Raw genomic sequence first — 15,236 nt, forward strand, 5'->3', positions numbered from 1 at the left:
CGGCATGAGGGCGCACGCACTCGCCGCCGCCAAGCTGACCCCGGGCGACCACGTGTGCTGGCGATACGCCGACGACGCCGGCCACCGGGCGGCGCTGACCGGATACGTCCAGGGCGGCCTGCGCGCCGGGCAGAAGATCGTGCACTATCGCGCAGACGCGGCCGAGCCCGACCTTCCCGGCACCGCCGAGGCCCGCCGCACCGGCCAGTTCACCTCCGAGCCGGTCGACCGGAGCCGCCCGTTCGACGCCGGCGCCTGGATCGCGATGCTGGCCGAGATCATCGACGCGGCCCGCCAAGACGGCTGGACCGGCGTCCGCTTCGCCGGCGACATGGTCTGGTCGCGCGGGCACCTGGCCGACGAGAAGCTGCTCGCGTACGAGCGGGAGATCAACACCCTGTACGCCGGTACCGATGCGATCGGGCTCTGTCTCTATGACGTCCGCCGGTTCGAGCCCGCGGTGCTCGGCGCGATCGGCCGGGTGCACCCCGACACCGCGCACCCCGGCGGCGAGGGCGACCGGCCCCTGGCCCGGGTCGCCACCACCGACGAGCCGCTCGGGCTGCGGCTCACCGGCGAGATCGACGCCTCCAACGGCGGCTGCCTCGAGCCGGTGCTCGCCGGCCTCGCCGCCCGGGCCGACGCGGCGCCCCTCGTCGTCGACGTGGCCGGGCTGGAGTTCGCCGACCTCGGCGCGCTGCGGACGCTGGTGCGCGCGGCCGGCACGGTCCCCGGCGGGCTGCGTCTCGTCGGCGCCGGCCCGACCCTGCGGCGGATCGTGGCCATGTGCGACCTGGGACCGGTGGAGTTCGCATGACGGACACCCGGTTCGCCCACACCGCGCTGCTGTACGCGAGCGCCGCCGAGTACCTCGACACCGCCGTGACGTACGTGCGGGCCGCCCGCGACGAGGACCGCCCGGTGCTCGTCGCCGTCCGCGGGGCCGACCTGGAGCGGATTCGGGACGGCGTCGGACCGGGCGGCGACGTGACGTTCTGGGACGCCGAGGCCACCTCGCGCAACCCGGGGCGGATCATTCCGGCGCTGCTCGACTACTGCGCCCGCCACCCGGGCCGCCGTCCCGCCCTGCTCGGCCAGCCGATGTGGGTCGGGCGGACCGGGGCCGAGCGCTCCGCCGTCATCGTGCACGAGGCGCTGGTCAACGCGGCCCTGGCGGGCGTGGACGGGACGGCGCTCTGCCCGTACGACATCTCGGGTCTGCACGCCTCCGACGTCGACGACGCCCGGCGCACCCACCCGCACCTGACCGGGGCCGGGGTCGGGGAGTCCGGCGCCGGCTTCGCCCCGACGGCCGCCCTGGCCGAGCACAACCGGCCGCTGCCCGCGCCGGCCCACGCGGCCGCGATGGCCTACGACGCGGTGGGCGGCCTGCGGCTGCTGCGCCGCGCGGTCGCCGAGCACGCCGCGGCCGCCGGGCTGCCGGGGGAGCGGGCGGCCGACCTGGAGTTCGTCGTCACCGAACTGGCCACCAACACGCTGCGGCACACCAGCGGCGGCGGCACCCTGCACCTGTGGACCGACGGCGAGACCCTGGTCTGCCAGGTCACCGACGGCGGCCACCTGCTCGACCCCCTCGCGGGCCGGCTCCCGGTCGACCCGACCAGCGAGCGGGGCCGCGGGCTGCTGCTGACCCACCAGATGTGCGACCTCGTCCAGGTGCGCACCGACCCCTCCGGCACCACCATTCGTGTCCACATGGGACATTGACGTTTGATCGATACATCTGAATACTTCCACGCATGCTTGGATTGGGACGCCTGGCCGCCGCGGTCATGCTCGCACTCGGCACCACCGGCACGGTCCTGGCCGTGTCCGCCACCCCCGCACTCGCCGACGGCTGCTACACCTGGAGCGGCTCGCTCGCCCAGGGCTCGTCCGGCGAGGCCGTTCGCCAGCTGCAGATCCGCGTGTCCGGCTACCCCGGCTCCGGTGGCGTGCTGGCCCTCGACGGGCAGTTCGGGCCCGGCACGAAAGCCGCCGTCCAGCGCTTCCAGAGCGCGTACGGCCTGAGCGCGGACGGCATCGCCGGCCCGCAGACCTTCGCCAAGATCTACGCCCTGCAGGACGACGACTGCACGCCCGTCAACTTCGCCTACGGCGAGCTCAACCGCTGCAACAGCACCTGGGCCGGCGGCAACGTCTCCGCCGCCACGGCCAAGGCCAACGCCCTGGTCACGATGTGGAAGCTGCAGGCCCTGCGGCACGCCCTGGGCGACGTGCCCATCACGGTCACCAGCGGGTTCCGCAGCACCTCGTGCAACGCCGCGGTCGGCGGTGCGTCCAGCAGCCGCCACCTGTACGGTGACGCCGCCGACCTGGTGTCGGGCTCCCGGACGCTGTGCCAGCTCGCCCAGGAGGCCCGTAACCACGGGTTCGCCGGCATCCTCGGACCCGGCTACCCCGACCACAACGACCACACCCACGTCGACGGCCGCCCGTCCCGCTTCTGGTCGGCCCCGAACTGCGGCGTGTCCGGCCTGGTCGGCGGCCTCGACCCGCTCGGCGACGACTGAGTGCTGCGTTACACCCAGGTGGGGGTGCGGCCGCCGGCGTAGCGGGCGCCGAAACCACCGGTGGGGAGGATCTCGTCGATCGCGGCGAGGTCCTCCTGGCTCAGCGTCAGGTCCGCGGCGGCCGTGTTCTCCTCGACCCGGGCCACGCTGCGGGTGCCCGGGATCGGCACCACCTGCTCGCCCCGGGTCAGCAGCCAGGCCAGCGCGAGCTGGGAGACGGTCGCGCCCTTGGACGAGGCCAGCTTGGTGAGGCGCTCGACGGCCTCGAGGTTCTTCTCGTAGTTGCCCGGCTGCCAGCGCGGGTCGGTGCGGCGCATGTCGCTCGGGTCGTACTGGTCGGCCGGCTTCGCGGTGCCGGTCAGGAACCCGCGGCCGAGCGGCGAGTAGGGCACGAAGCCGATGCCGAGCTCGGTCAGGGTCGGGAAGATCGCCTCGACGTCCCGCTCGAACAGGGAGTACTCGGTCTGCAGGGCCGAGACCGGCTGCACGGCGTGCGCCTTGCGGATCGTCTCCGGGCCGGCCTCGCTCAGCCCGAAGTATTTCACCTTGCCCGCGTCGATGTATTCCTTGACCGTCCCGGCGACGTCCTCGATCGGCACGGTCGGGTCCACGCGGTGCTGGTACATGAGGTCGATGTGGTCCACCCCGAGGTACCGCAGGCTGTTGTCGATGACCTCGCGGATGTGCTCCGGGCGGCTGTCGAAGCCGAAGTCGCGGGTGAAGCCGAACTTGGTCGCGATCACGATCTCGTCGCGGAAGTCCTTGACGGCCCGCCCGACCGTCTTCTCGTTCTCGCCCCAGCCGTAGAGCTCGGCCGTGTCGAAGAACGTGACGCCCAGCTCGTGGGCCCGCCGGATGGTGGCGATGCCCTCCTGCTCGTCGCCGGGGCCGTAGGCGAGGTGGATGCCCATCGCGCCGTACCCGATCGCGGAGACGGTCAGCCCCTGCCGGCCCAGTGTGCGTGTCTGCATGACTGTCAGCCTACGCCGAATCTGTCAGTGGCTGACAAGTTTGGCGGCGGGTTACCCTGATCACGTGGGATTGCGGGAACAGACCCGGGCGGCGGTGCGCGCGGCGATCGCCGAGCGCGCGCTCGAGCTGTTCGACGCCCGCGGCTTCGACGCCACCAGCGTGGACGACGTGGCCGCGGCGGCCGGCATCTCGGGGCGCAGCTTCCACCGGTACTTCCCGGCCAAGGAGGACGCCGTCATCGGCGACTCGGCGGCCGCCGGGCACCTGGTCGCCGAGACCCTGGCCGCCCGGCCGGCGGGGGAGTCCCCGTGGCGGGCGATGCGGGCCGCCCTGCAGCCGATCGTGGAGCTGTCGCAGGCCAACGCGGAGCGCACGGTGCGGGTCATGCGGGTGGTCAACGGCTCCGCCGCGCTGCGGGCCCGGCACCTGGAGAAGCACCTGATGTGGTCGCGGCTGCTCACCCCGATCATGCGCGCGCGGCTCGGCGACGGGCCGGGCGGCGACGTGCCCGCGCAGGCCGTGGTGTTCGCCGCGCTGTCCTGCCTCGACGCCGCCTACGCGGGCTGGGACGGCACCGGCGCCTTCGGCGACGTGCTCGACCTGGCGTTCGCGGGGGTCAGCGCCGGATGAGCCCTTCGAGCAGCGGACGGTACACCTGGGCGGAATCTCCGAGCGGGTCGAAGTGCGAGGACGCGTTGCCGTTGAGGTAGGTGGTGGCCACCTCGACCTCGTCGAGCGGATGGCCGGCCCGCACGGCGTCGATGAGGACCCGCATCTCGTAGTCGAAGCCCTCGCCCGGGACCGAGCACAGCCACGGCAGCAGGCCGGGCGGGAACGCGCGCAGGCCCGTCTGCGTGTCGCGCAGGCTTCGGCCGGTTGCCGCCCGGAACAGCGCGGCGGTCAGGCCGTTGCCGAAACGACTTCGCAGCGGTACCCCCGAATCGAACGTCCGGACACCCAGCGCGATGTGCCCGGTGACCCCGGTGTGCCCCGCGACGCGCGCGATGTCCGCGGCGCTGTGCTGGCCGTCGGCGTCGGCGCACACCACGACCTCGTCCGGCCGGTGCTCCGCGAGGTGCGCGAAGCCGGTCTTGAGGGCCGCACCCTTGCCGCGGTTGGCCGGGTGGTGCAGCACGGTCGCGCCCAGCGCGCGGGCCGCGTCCAGCACGGCGGTCGCCTGTGGACCGCTGCCGTCGTCGACCACGACCGCCGGCGTCTCGCCACCGACGGCGGTGAGCAGCTCAGGCAGGTGGAAGCTCGGGCGGTACACCGGCAGCAGCAGGATCATCCCTCGTCGATACCCCGCCGGCCCGCCGCATGAACGCGACGAGGAGCCGTTCCCGGCGGCGCAGGGTGGTGTCGCGGGAGGCGCCCAGGAAGCACAGCCGCGCGCCGAGCCGCAGCAGGCGCTCCGACTGCCACGGCCCGTCGGCCGGCACGTCGAGCAGCGCCGCGCCGCGCAGCCGGAGGATCTTGCCGGCCAGGAACCGGACCCGCGGCAGATGCCAGGCGTGGGAGACGAGGCCGAGCGGCTCCCGGGCCGAGTACGGGCCGCCGACGAGCCCGTCCTGGACCAGGTTGAGCAGGTTCTCGAGGGTGCTGGTCGAGCGGGTCTCGGCGTACAACTTGGTGGTTTCGGCCAGGCCCGCCTCCTCGGCCGCCCGCAGCATCAGGTCGCCCTCGCGGCTGCCCGGCGGTGGCTCCGGCGCGCCCTCGGAGGCGCCGGCCCAGCCGCCGGTGAACACGATCCGATCGGGTGCGCCCGCCGTCGCCGTGTGCGCGACGGCCGCCGCCACCCGCGCGAGGCTGTCGGCGGTGAGCTCGTACCGGTTGTCCCGTTCGACGACGCCGCGGCCGAAGACGAGCAGCGTGGCGGCGTACGAGGGCATGACGCGACGGTAACCCGATCGATAGACTCCGCGGCATGAGGGGGCGCGTGGTGCGGCGCACCGTGGCGATGCTGGCCTGCGTCGCCGCCGCCGTGCTCGGGGCCGCCCCCACGCCGGGCGAGGCGTCCCGGGTGCCGCTGCGGGTGCTGCAGCTCAACCTGTGCGACAGCGGGTACGCGGGCTGCTACAGCGGCCGGGCGATCCCGGTGGCCGCGGCCACGATGCGCGCGAACCGGCCCGACGTGGTCACCCTCAACGAGATCTGCGACGGCGACGTCGACGCCCTCGGCGCCGTGCTGCAGGAGATCTTCCCCGGCGACACGATCGTGCGCGCGTTCCAGGCCGCCGGCGACCGGCGCACCGGCGGCGGGGCCTACGCGTGCGTGAACGGGCAGCGGTACGGCATCGGCCTGCTCGCCCGCGTCGCCGGTCCGCGCCGGCCGACCGTGATCAACGGCGGGCTCTACCCCGACCAGGACACCAACGACCCCGAGGAGCGCGCGTGGGTCTGCGTGCACGCCCGCGGTGCGTACCAGGCGTGCACGACGCACCTGGCCAACACGGTGCCGGCGGTGGCGGTCGCGCAGTGCCGGTACCTGTTCGGCACCGCCATCCCCGCCCTGCACACGCGGGCCGGCTACGCCCCGACGGTGGCCGCGGGCGACTTCAACCTGCTCGACCGGGCCCAGGGCTGCGTCCCCGACGGCGCGTACGTGCGCGCGGACGACGGGGCCGTGCAGTACGTGATCGCCACGCCCGACCACACGCTCGTCGGCAGCACCGCCCTCGACCTGCAGCAGGCGACCGACCACCCCGGCCTGCTCGTCACCCTGTTTCCCGCTCCGTGAGGTTTGCCGCCACCTGCGCTGCGTGCCGCCGATCATGGCCGTAGGCTGCCGCCGTGCTGGTCGTCGCCGTCGTCCTCCTGATCGCCGTGCTGGGCTTCGCCGTGGCGCGCCCGTTCGGCCTGCCCGAGGCCGTGGCGGCGGTCCCCGCGGGGCTCCTCGCGGTGCTGTTCGGCCTGGTCACGTGGGGCGACGCCTGGGGTGAGGTGCGCGAGCTGGGCCCGACCGTGGGCTTCCTGGCCGCCGTGCTGCTGCTGTCGTACCTCGCTGAGCTGCACGGCGTCTTCGCGTACATCGGCGACCTGGCCGCCCAGCACTCCCAGGGCCGCCCCAAACGCCTCCTCGGCGCCGTGTTCGCCGCCGCCGCACTGGTCACGGCGGTGCTGAGCCTCGACGCCACGGTGGTCCTGCTCACCCCGGTGGTCTTCGCCGCCGCGCTGCGCATCCGCGCCCGGCCCGAGCCGCACGTCTACGCCTGCACCCACCTGGCCAACTCGGCCTCGCTGCTGCTGCCCGTCTCGAACCTCACCAACCTGCTCGCCTTCGCCGCCAGCGGCCTCGGCTTCGCCGCCTTCGCCGGCCTGATGGCGGCGCCGTGGCTGGCCGTGGTCGGGGTGGAGTACCTGGTCCTGCGCCGCTTCTTCGCCTCCGACCTCGCCGTGGCCGCACCCCCACCGGCCGCGGACCCGATCAAGGCGCCGCGGTACGCCCTGGTCGTGCTCGTCCTGACCCTGGCCGGTTTCGCGGTCGGCCAGCCGCTGGGCGTGCACCCGGCGTTCGCCGCGGTCGCCGGCTCGCTGGCCCTGGCGGTGCCGATCGTGCGGAAGCTGCGCGTACCCGCGGTGGTGCGGGCGGCGAACCCGGCGTTCTGCGCGTTCGTGCTCGGCCTGGGCGTGGTCGTGCTCGCCGTCCGCGAACACGGCCTGGGCCGCCTGGTGGACGCCCTGACCCCGGGCGACGCGACGTTCCTGGGCCTGCTGGCGGTGGCGGCGCTGGCCGCGGTGCTGGCCAACGTCCTGAACAACCTGCCGGCGACGCTGGTGCTGGTCCCGGCGGTGCAGCACTCGCCGGGGCTGCTGCTGGCGGTGCTGATCGGGGTGAACGTGGGGCCGAACCTGACGTACGTGGGCTCGCTGGCGACCCTGCTCTGGCGGCAGATCCTGCATGCGCGGGACGCGGCTCCGTCGGTCACGCAGTTTCTCCGGCTGGGTGCGTTGACCGTGCCGTTGGGGCTGGTCGCGGCGGTGGCGGCGTTGTGGGCGGGGCTGCGGATCGCGGGGCTTTAGCGCAATATGTCGGGCGCTGGCGCACCCCAACGTAGTGCTCTGACCACGAACCTTCGCGGTGTTGGGGTGACACGCCGCCCGGCCTCCCAGCCGCGCGGCGTGCGTGGTCTCAAGCTGTCGCGGTGACAGAGGTGGAAAGGCCCGGTGGGGCTGTGCAGGCTCTTCGGGTGCCGTGCTGGGTGGACCAGGCGCTGATCGGTCTTGGCGACCTCATGCACCTGGTCGGCGACGGTGGCGCGCTGCGGTGGCGACTGTTCTGGGTCGACTTCATCGGTGATGTCCGCGCGGTGTGGCAGCAGGGGCATGAGAAGATCGAGGCGCAGTCACGGCAGTCGGAGGGCTTGTCGATCAGCTGGTCGCAGATGACCGCGCTGGCTGGGACGGACGCGCAGATTCTGGATGGTGAATTCGTAGGGTTCCAGGACAGTGGTGCACCGCAGTTGCAGTTCATCATGTTGGACAGCAGCTTCTGGATCGTGTGGTCGGCACGGGCTGATTATGCCGACCTGCGAGCTGCGTTCGGCCAGGCCGTAATGGTGCCCCACGAACTGCCTGCATCGTTGGTTGAGGAGCCGTTTGGCCGACCAACGTAGATCGGTGTGGGTGCGATCTGTGAGGTGTTTGCAGCGTGTTGCCGGCAGTGATCAGGCCGCCAGGCGGGTGGGCTGGCCCATCGGCGTTGGCGTTCGGAGCGGATGCGGGCGCGTTCGCAGCCGTGGAACTGCCGGACCCCGTGCAGCTTGTGGTAGTTCGCGGGCAACCGGTCCGGGTGCCCGGCTGGCGCCCAGGTCGCGCCGCCGTGGGGGCGGATCGTCAGCGGCCCGAACTCGTCGAACGCGAAGACCCGGTCCGGGAAGTCGTTCATGACCTGTTTCGGATTTATACCCCGACAGGCGAAATGTCGGATTCAGCGGTGCTATGGCGGATCTTGCGTACTTCTGCAAGTCTCAGGGCATGAACGTGCTCGTCTGGCTTGCCGAGGGCACCTGGGAGGCCGCCGCCTCGGCCGCCGCGCGCCTGGCCCCCGCGGATGCGCGCATCACGCTGCTGCACGTCGTCGACCCGGCCGCCGCCGCCGAGGTGACCGGCGCCTGGACCGGGCTGCTCGGGCGCGGCCACCGCGACCCGGCGCCGGCCATGACCGTGCTGTCCGACGCCGCCGAACGCGACCTCCTAGCCGCCGCGGCGGCCCAGCTCGACCGCCCGGCCGAGACCGCCGTCCGCCGCGGCCGGACCGAGCACGAGGTGATCGCCGCCTGCAACGAGCTGGGCGCCGAGCTGCTCGTGGTGGCCCGCGACGGCGACCGCACCAGGGTGGGCCCGCGCAGCCTGGGCCGGCACACCCGGTTCGTGGTCGACCACGCACCGTGCCCGGTGCTGCTCGTCTGGCCCGCCCAACCGCTGGTGACGACACCCCCGCCGCCACCTCCGCCGCCTCCGCACCACGGCGGCCCGCGCTGACGCCGACCCTCGTCGTGATCCGGGGCAACTCGGGCAGCGGCAAGACGAGCGTCGCGCACGAGGTGAGGCGGCGGTACGGCCGCGGCTGTGCCCTGATCGAGCAGGACTACCTGCGCCGGATCGTCCTCCGCGAGCACGACTCCGGAGCCCCCGTCGCCCCGGCGTTCATCGTGGACACCGTGCGCAGCGCCCTGGCGCTCGGCTACCACGCCGTCCTGGAGGGCATCCTCCACTCCCGCCGTTACCGGCAGCCGCTCCTCGACCTGCTCGCCGGCCACGGGGGGACAGCGGCGGTGTACTACCTCGACATCCCGTTCGAGGAGACGGTCCGCCGGCACGCGAACCGGGCCGCCCACGTCACCTTCACCCCCGAGGACATGCGCGGCTGGTACGCCGAACGCGACCTCCTCGGCACGCCGGGCGAGACGGTTATCGGCGCGGCCTCCACGCTCGACGAGACCGTGGCGACGATCCTGCACGGCAGCGGCCTCGCGACCCGGGCGCCCGCCACCCCGTGCCCGGTCTCATGCCCCCGGTGCGCCGAGGACTGACGGCAGCCCGAACGCACCGAACAGCCCCGGCGCCTCGAACACGTCCATCGCCGTCACCAGACCGTCGGCGACGCGCAGCAGGATGAGGGCGAACGGGCGGAACTCGGTGTCGCCCGGGCGCAGGATGTACGCGGCCACCGCCGGCTGCCGGTTCGCCGCCGTCGGCAGCATCCGCCAGCGCCCCTCCGACATCATGTCCCGCCGCAGCGCCGGGGCCACCCGCGACTTGCCGTGCCACGAACCGACGCCCGGCTCGATGCTCAACCGGACGTCCTCGCGCAGCAACGCGATCAGCGCCGCAGGGTCCGCGCGCTCGTGGGCGTCGATGTACCGCCGCACCAGGTCGCGCTGATCGGCGTCCGGCTCGGCGGCCGGCGCCCACTCGAGGCGCCCGCCGGGCCAGCGCTCGCGCAACGTCGCCCGCGCCCGTTGCAGCGCGCTGTTCACCGCCGCCGTGGTGGTGTCCAGGATCTCCGCCGTCTCATCGGCGGGCATGGACAGAAGATCACGCAGCATCAGTACCGCACGTTGCCTCGCCGGCAACACCTGGACCGCGGCCAGGAACGCGAGCGAGATGGTCTCTCGGTCGACGACCAGCGCGTCGGGTCCGGGGCGTTCGTCGAGCAACTCGTCGGGATACGGTTGCAACGGCGGGGCCGGCCGCCGCAGGGTGTCCAGGCAGACGTTCGTCGCGATCCGGTACAGCCACGTCCGCGCACTCGACCGCTGCTCGAACGAGTCCCGTGCGCGCCACGCGCGCAGGAACACCTCCTGCACGTGGTCCTCGGCCGCCTCGAACGAGCCGAGCATCCGGTAGCAGTGGACGTGCAGCTCACGGTGGTACCGGCGGGCAAGGTCGGCGAAGTCCACGAGCATCTTCTTACCCCACCGATGAGTTTCCGGCCCGGCACCGTCTACCCGGGTATGGCACTTGTTGAAGCGGACATCTCGATGTCGGTGGACGGTTTCGCCACCGGCCCGGACCTGGCCGGCTTCCCCGGCCTCGGCAGGGGCGGCGAGCAGTTGCACGCGTGGCTCGACGAGCCGGAGGGTGCGCGCCTGAGCGAGGCGACGTTCGCCGCGTCCGGCGCGTTCGTGACCAGCCGGCGCGTGTTCGACGACACCGGCGGCTGGGCGGAGCACGCGAAGTTCTGGGAGGAGCCGGCGTACGCGGGCTACTACGGCATGCCCGTCTTCGTCGTCACGCACCGCCCGCACGAACCGGTGCGGACGCGGGACACCACGTTCACGTTCGTCACCGCCGGCGTGGCGGCAGCGCTCGAGGCCGCCACGACCGCCGCCGGGGACAAGCGGGTGCACATCATGGGCGGCGCGTCACTCGTCCAGCAGTCGCTGCGCACCGGCCTGGTCGACCGGCTGCGGCTGCACATCGCGCCGGTGCTCCTCGGTTCGGGCACCGCCCTGTTCGACGGCGCCCCCGGCCCGGCCCTGCACCACCTGGAGACCGTGGACACGCCCGGCGCGACGCACGTGACCTACCGGGTCGGCTAGCGGCTCACTCGGCGGCGGCGTACCGGCGGCTCAGCCGCCGGTACGGCCGCGAGCGGAGCGCGATCACCGTCGCGGCGATCCCCACCACGCCGGTGAGCACGAACACGAGCGCGATGCCGCGGTCGGCGCCGGTCCCGAACCAGCCGCCGATCGTGCGCGCACCGAAGCCGTCGGTCATGAACGGGATGAACACGAACTGCGCGATCGGCGAGATGAGGAACGCCGTCAGCGGCGACGCGGACTGCTCCACGCTCTGCGCGAACCCGAACACCCGCCCCTGCCGCTCGTACGGCACCACCTTCTGCAGGATCGTCTGCTCGGCCGCCTCCGCGTAGGGCACGAGCAGCATGTACACGTACAGCCCGGCGGTCAGCAGCACGATCGAGGACTTGAGCGGGAAGAGCAGCGTCACCGTCCACAGCACCAGGTTCACCAGCAGCAGCAGCCCCACCGGGTTGCGCCCGAGCCCGGTGCGCGCGATGAGCAGCCCGCCGACGATGAACCCGGTGCTGAGCCCGCCCCACAGCAGGCCCCACGTCTGCACCGAGACGAGCGACAGCCCGTACGCGTCCATGAGGGCCATGAACACCCCGCCGAGGAAGTTGTTGAACGCGGAGAAGATGATGAGCGCGTTCAGCCCCGGCACCTGGGCCACCACGCGCAACGTCCCGCGCAGGTCGACCCGGCGCGGCTCGGGCTCGGCACCCTCCTCCGCCGGGGCCGCCGCCCGCTCGTCGATCCGGACGAGCGCGAGATGCGCGAGCCCGCCCGCCAGCACCACGAGCGCCAGCACGAGCACCCACGTCATCCCGCCGGCCGCGACGAGCACCCCGCTGATGACCGACGTGACCAGAAACGTGACCCCGGATGTGGTACCCACGAGCCCGTTCGCCTTGTCTCGGCTGTCCTCCTCGATGAGCACGGTCACGAGCGTCGGCAGCGCGATCGTGCGGATGTTCCCGGCGATCACGCCGACCATGAGCAGCACGATGAGCGCCCACAGCCGCCCGCCGGCCGGATCCCGGAACGCCCCCTCGGGCGCCGTCTGGTACACCACGAGCGCCGCCCCGTACATCACCAGCGAGCCGGCCGCCGAGACCTGCATCATCGCCTTCTTGCCGTGATGGTCGACCAGGCTGCCGAACCAGATCCCGGTGAGCGCGGTCAGCACCAGAAAGATCCCGGACACCACCCCGGTGGCGAACACGGAGCGCGTCTGCAGAAACACGTAGAAGGTGATCGCGAACCAGACGGTAAAGTTCATGACGGACACCAGAAGGGTGTTCACGAGCAGGTGAAAGAACGCCGGCCGGTCTCCGCGGATGCTCATGATCCGACCGTATGACGTGAACCCCGGTTGATGTCCAGCATTTTCACCGTCCGTCACGACGCTCGTACAGTCGCACCACGACGGCGGTAGGATCTTCTCCCCGGTCCGGTTCCACCACCCGATCGGTGAGCACGAACCCCGCCAGCGCGAGCTCCCGCCCGTCGCGCTCGGTCATCCGGTGCGTGCCGCCCCGCACGCCCGGATCCCACCCCTGCCGCAGCGCACCCTCGACGAGCAACCGCACATCGCCGGACGTCGGATACGACCCGTCCGACGCGCACGCCCCATGCGGAGCCGGCCACGCCGTCGACAGCAGATCGGCCTGCAACGCCCGCCCGTGCCGATCCCCCCACACGCGCACCCGAACGCAGCGGTGACAGTCCCCGGACCCCCGCACATGCCCGATCGTCGCCCGCCACGTGAACGTTCGCTCACCGAATTGCAGATGCCGCAGCCGTACGCGCACGAGGCCGATCCTCGCGCGCCGCCGCGGCAGGGTCGAGGACATTTCGGCGCGTCGCGGTCTCACGCCATGCCGGTCGGCTCAGCCGCGGCCGGACCACGGTGCCGCCGTCACGGCCCTCCTCGGCCCAGCCGGGCGAAGCTCAACAAGAAGACGCTCGACGCGGCCCAGCCGAGGATGGTGCACAGGTCCAAGAGCACTTCGAGCCAGAGTCCGCCGTGGGAGGTGTCCGGATACCAGGTCGACCGCTGCTTCAGGTCGATCACCGGCACGACGGTGTCGACGGCGTAGAAGAGCGGGTTGATGCAGCGCACGTTGGCGCTGGCGCATGGGACGCTCTGCGCCGAGCCGGTCGGGCGCATCTGCGCTCGCCCGGCCGGCAGCGCCAGCGCGAGGGTGACGACGGCGATCAGCGCGGCGAGCACGATGAGCGCTCGCCACGGGCGTTGCCCATATCCGGTCAGGATGTCGAGGGCGAGGTCGGCGAAGCGCCGCAGCGGTCGGCCGGCGAAGCCGATCCCGTGGCGTCGGGCGTGGCGTCCGCGCGCGATGAGGATCTGCTCCGCGCCGATCCGGTCGCCGTTGTCCCGCAGCACCCGTGCCGCGCGCTCCCAGCTGCCCGGATCGAACGGCCCCAGCCGGCTCAGCCACCGGATTCGGGTCCGAGCGTCCCACACGGCAGGCTCACCTGTGTTGTCCGGGGCCTTGTAGCGCGCGTACTCGAAGCCGCTCATGAAGGTCTCGCCGGGCCAGTCGCTGTCCGGCCGGTCGGCGAGAAACGAAGTCTGCGCGTCCGTCACGACGACCGAGCCGGCGGTGATCGTCCAGCCAAGGCTCATACCGTTGCGGAACGTCGCGGAGATGGCCTCCACGGCAGCCGCTCGTGAGTTGAATGCGGCCGGTGGCCGATCCCATGCGAAGACCGCGTCGTCGCAACGCAATCGGCCCTCAACGACCGCTCTGGTCAACATGACGAGCCCGTTGGACCGGAACCCCGCACACAGGCGGACGTTGCCCGCCACCCGGGCCTGGTGCAGGCTGAGCGTTCGTCCGCCGGGGTTGTCGAGTGTCGCCCCTTCCGCTTCCACCACGCCGCCCAGCCGTGCGCCGCGGAGGTTGATGCTGCCTTCCTGCGCGGTGAGGCCGCGCAGGCCGACATCGCCGTCCACAGACGCGCCGACACCGTCGAGGCAACGGCCCGTCGCCGACGGCTGAGTGAGCCGGGCTGCACTGAGGTCCAGCGGTCCGGCGATGTGGGCGCCGGCGAGGGACACCGTGCCTTCGACGAGCGCACCGGCAAGACGCAGTCCGCTGCCGATTCTGGCCTGGGAAAGGTCGAGGGACGTTTCGCCGGGGTTCCACAGGCGGGCGTGTTCGAGGGAGATTCCGCCCCGGAGCTCGGCACCCGGCAGGAGGAGGCCGCCGTTGATGACCGTGTCGGGTTCGACGATGACTTCGCCGTCGACCACCAGGCGCGGTGCGAGCACGGCGACCCGGCTGTCGTGTTCGGTGGCGTTGTAGTCGTGTCGCCCGTCCCCGGGGGACGGGGCGTGGATGTCGGCGTTGCGGACAAGGATTCGACCGTTGACCGTCACGCGGCCCATCTCGATGCGACCTCGGACTTCCGGCCGAAGTCCGAAGCCGGGATCGTCGATGATGAAGATGCTGCCGCCGACTGTGGACTCAGAAAGGTCCAGGGCCCGAGCGTTGCCGGGCAGGAGCCGGGCTGCTCTGAGGTCCAGTGAGCCGCCGAGTCGAACGGCGAGCAGCCGGATCTCGCCGTTCGCATGGAATCCGCGTACCAACCGGACGTCACCGGCTATCTCGGTCCGGTCACATTGCAGTGCTCGGTCACCCGTGGCCTCGATCACCGTTCCCACGGCGAGCAGCCGGCCGCCGATCGAAGCCTCGGTGAGCCAGACCGCCGACGACTTCGACAGCGAGGCCGACGTCCGATGGGCACCGCGAATCGTGCTCGCGGACAGCACCAGATCACGACGGATACGCAGGCCGTTGGCGAGCAGGCCGGGCAGCCACGATGCCCGGGTGGCGCCGAGGCCAGTGGCCGGCACCTCGGTGGCGGCGATGACCAGCTCGTGCAGGTCGGCGCCGTCGAACCGCGGCGCATGGTCGAACACGCACCCGAGCAGGTGCAGTGGCACCGGCACCGTCGCCGCGCGCAGGTCGAGCTCGCCGGTGATGTGTGCATCGATCAGCCGGAGACCGAACGGCTCGGATACCCGCAGTGCCACCGCGCGGAGGTCCTCGGCCGCGACCGTGAACCGCCCCGATGCGTCACCGGCGACGACGATCCGCCGGTCGTTGCAGGCCCGCTCAAGCTGGCCGCGTACATCGCCGGTCAGGTTCAGTCGCACCCACGCGGGAGTTTCCAA

General features: G+C 72.5%; 17 protein-coding genes and 1 pseudogene. 10 read left to right on the forward strand and 8 right to left on the reverse strand.

What is annotated here, in order from left to right:
* Positions 1 to 4: 4 nt before the first annotated feature.
* From ACQP00_RS17495 to ACQP00_RS17505, 3 genes are read left to right on the forward strand one after another with little or no spacing between them, the layout of a single operon-like run.
* Positions 5 to 817 (forward strand): MEDS domain-containing protein, encoded by an 813-nt coding sequence (locus tag ACQP00_RS17495; protein WP_433220268.1) that lies wholly within the window; start codon positions 5 to 7, stop codon positions 815 to 817.
* Complete coding sequence (locus tag ACQP00_RS17500; RefSeq protein WP_433220270.1) at positions 814 to 1,728, forward strand: anti-sigma factor RsbA family regulatory protein; 915 nt, start codon at positions 814 to 816, stop codon at positions 1,726 to 1,728. The genes ACQP00_RS17495 and ACQP00_RS17500 overlap by 4 nt, the downstream gene beginning before the upstream one ends.
* A 32-nt stretch (positions 1,729 to 1,760) precedes the next feature.
* Positions 1,761 to 2,534, forward strand: a complete 774-nt coding sequence (locus ACQP00_RS17505; protein ID WP_433220271.1) for a D-Ala-D-Ala carboxypeptidase family metallohydrolase — start codon at positions 1,761 to 1,763, stop codon at positions 2,532 to 2,534.
* Positions 2,535 to 2,542: 8 nt separating this feature from the next.
* Here the strand turns inward: ACQP00_RS17505 and ACQP00_RS17510 are convergent, their stop codons facing one another.
* Positions 2,543 to 3,505, reverse strand: a complete 963-nt coding sequence (locus ACQP00_RS17510; protein ID WP_433220273.1) for an aldo/keto reductase — start codon at positions 3,503 to 3,505, stop codon at positions 2,543 to 2,545.
* Positions 3,506 to 3,569: 64 nt separating this feature from the next.
* Here ACQP00_RS17510 and ACQP00_RS17515 point away from each other — a divergent pair, with 64 nt between their 5' ends.
* Positions 3,570 to 4,136: a TetR family transcriptional regulator gene (locus tag ACQP00_RS17515; protein WP_433220275.1), complete on the forward strand. Its 567-nt coding sequence runs from the start codon at positions 3,570 to 3,572 to the stop codon at positions 4,134 to 4,136.
* On the opposite strand, the gene ACQP00_RS17520 is transcribed toward ACQP00_RS17515, so the two are convergent.
* Together ACQP00_RS17520 and ACQP00_RS17525 are read right to left on the reverse strand one after the other, a co-directional pair.
* Positions 4,123 to 4,794 (reverse strand): glycosyltransferase family 2 protein, encoded by a 672-nt coding sequence (locus ACQP00_RS17520; RefSeq protein ID WP_433220277.1) that lies wholly within the window; start codon positions 4,792 to 4,794, stop codon positions 4,123 to 4,125. The two genes, ACQP00_RS17515 and ACQP00_RS17520, sit on opposite strands and share 14 nt — an antisense overlap.
* Positions 4,748 to 5,395, reverse strand: coding sequence for a YdcF family protein (locus ACQP00_RS17525; protein ID WP_433220279.1), 648 nt, complete (start codon positions 5,393 to 5,395; stop codon positions 4,748 to 4,750). The genes ACQP00_RS17520 and ACQP00_RS17525 overlap by 47 nt, the downstream gene beginning before the upstream one ends.
* A gap of 35 nt (positions 5,396 to 5,430) precedes the next feature.
* Here ACQP00_RS17525 and ACQP00_RS17530 point away from each other — a divergent pair, with 35 nt between their 5' ends.
* The 3 genes from ACQP00_RS17530 to ACQP00_RS17540 all read left to right on the forward strand — a co-directional run bounded on the left by ACQP00_RS17530 (position 5,431) and on the right by ACQP00_RS17540 (position 8,119).
* Entirely contained in the window at positions 5,431 to 6,243 is an 813-nt protein-coding gene (locus ACQP00_RS17530) for an endonuclease/exonuclease/phosphatase family protein (RefSeq protein WP_433220281.1), read from the forward strand.
* Between the two features lie 53 nt (positions 6,244 to 6,296).
* Complete coding sequence (locus tag ACQP00_RS17535) at positions 6,297 to 7,526, forward strand: SLC13 family permease (RefSeq protein WP_433220283.1); 1,230 nt, start codon at positions 6,297 to 6,299, stop codon at positions 7,524 to 7,526.
* A gap of 122 nt (positions 7,527 to 7,648) precedes the next feature.
* Positions 7,649 to 8,119 carry a hypothetical protein gene (locus ACQP00_RS17540; RefSeq protein WP_433220285.1) on the forward strand — a complete coding sequence of 157 codons (471 nt, stop codon included), beginning with the start codon at positions 7,649 to 7,651 and terminating at the stop codon, positions 8,117 to 8,119.
* A gap of 116 nt (positions 8,120 to 8,235) precedes the next feature.
* Here ACQP00_RS17540 and ACQP00_RS17545 read toward each other — a convergent pair.
* Positions 8,236 to 8,388 (reverse strand): annotated as a pseudogene (locus tag ACQP00_RS17545) (IS630 family transposase); the annotation flags it as partial.
* A 92-nt stretch (positions 8,389 to 8,480) separates the two neighbouring features.
* Between ACQP00_RS17545 and ACQP00_RS17550 the strand changes: the two are divergent.
* Both ACQP00_RS17550 and ACQP00_RS17555 read left to right on the forward strand, forming a co-directional pair.
* Positions 8,481 to 8,987, forward strand: a complete 507-nt coding sequence (locus ACQP00_RS17550; protein ID WP_433220287.1) for a universal stress protein — start codon at positions 8,481 to 8,483, stop codon at positions 8,985 to 8,987.
* A gap of 14 nt (positions 8,988 to 9,001) precedes the next feature.
* Positions 9,002 to 9,538 carry an AAA family ATPase gene (locus tag ACQP00_RS17555; RefSeq protein WP_433220289.1) on the forward strand — a complete coding sequence of 179 codons (537 nt, stop codon included), beginning with the start codon at positions 9,002 to 9,004 and terminating at the stop codon, positions 9,536 to 9,538.
* On the opposite strand, the gene ACQP00_RS17560 is transcribed toward ACQP00_RS17555, so the two are convergent.
* Positions 9,512 to 10,348 (reverse strand): sigma-70 family RNA polymerase sigma factor, encoded by an 837-nt coding sequence (locus ACQP00_RS17560; protein WP_433223884.1) that lies wholly within the window; start codon positions 10,346 to 10,348, stop codon positions 9,512 to 9,514. The two genes, ACQP00_RS17555 and ACQP00_RS17560, sit on opposite strands and share 27 nt — an antisense overlap.
* Positions 10,349 to 10,462: 114 nt before the next feature.
* On the opposite strand from ACQP00_RS17560, the gene ACQP00_RS17565 reads away from it, so the two are divergent.
* The gene (locus tag ACQP00_RS17565; protein WP_433220291.1) at positions 10,463 to 11,050 is read left to right on the forward strand and encodes a dihydrofolate reductase family protein; all 588 of its coding nucleotides are present in this window, start codon (positions 10,463 to 10,465) and stop codon (positions 11,048 to 11,050) included.
* A 4-nt stretch (positions 11,051 to 11,054) separates the two neighbouring features.
* Here ACQP00_RS17565 and ACQP00_RS17570 read toward each other — a convergent pair whose 3' ends face one another.
* From ACQP00_RS17570 to ACQP00_RS17580, 3 genes are all read right to left on the reverse strand, one after another.
* Positions 11,055 to 12,380 (reverse strand): MFS transporter, encoded by a 1,326-nt coding sequence (locus ACQP00_RS17570; RefSeq protein ID WP_433220293.1) that lies wholly within the window; start codon positions 12,378 to 12,380, stop codon positions 11,055 to 11,057.
* Between the two features lie 43 nt (positions 12,381 to 12,423).
* Complete coding sequence (locus ACQP00_RS17575; RefSeq protein WP_433220295.1) at positions 12,424 to 12,624, reverse strand: hypothetical protein; 201 nt, start codon at positions 12,622 to 12,624, stop codon at positions 12,424 to 12,426.
* A 329-nt stretch (positions 12,625 to 12,953) separates the two neighbouring features.
* On the reverse strand, positions 12,954 to 15,218 hold the full coding sequence (locus ACQP00_RS17580; protein ID WP_433220297.1) for a hypothetical protein: 2,265 nt from the start codon (positions 15,216 to 15,218) through the stop codon (positions 12,954 to 12,956).
* Positions 15,219 to 15,236: the final 18 nt, after the last annotated feature.

This window comes from Dactylosporangium sp. CS-047395, from assembly GCF_050942185.1.
GTDB lineage: Bacteria > Actinomycetota > Actinomycetes > Mycobacteriales > Micromonosporaceae > Dactylosporangium.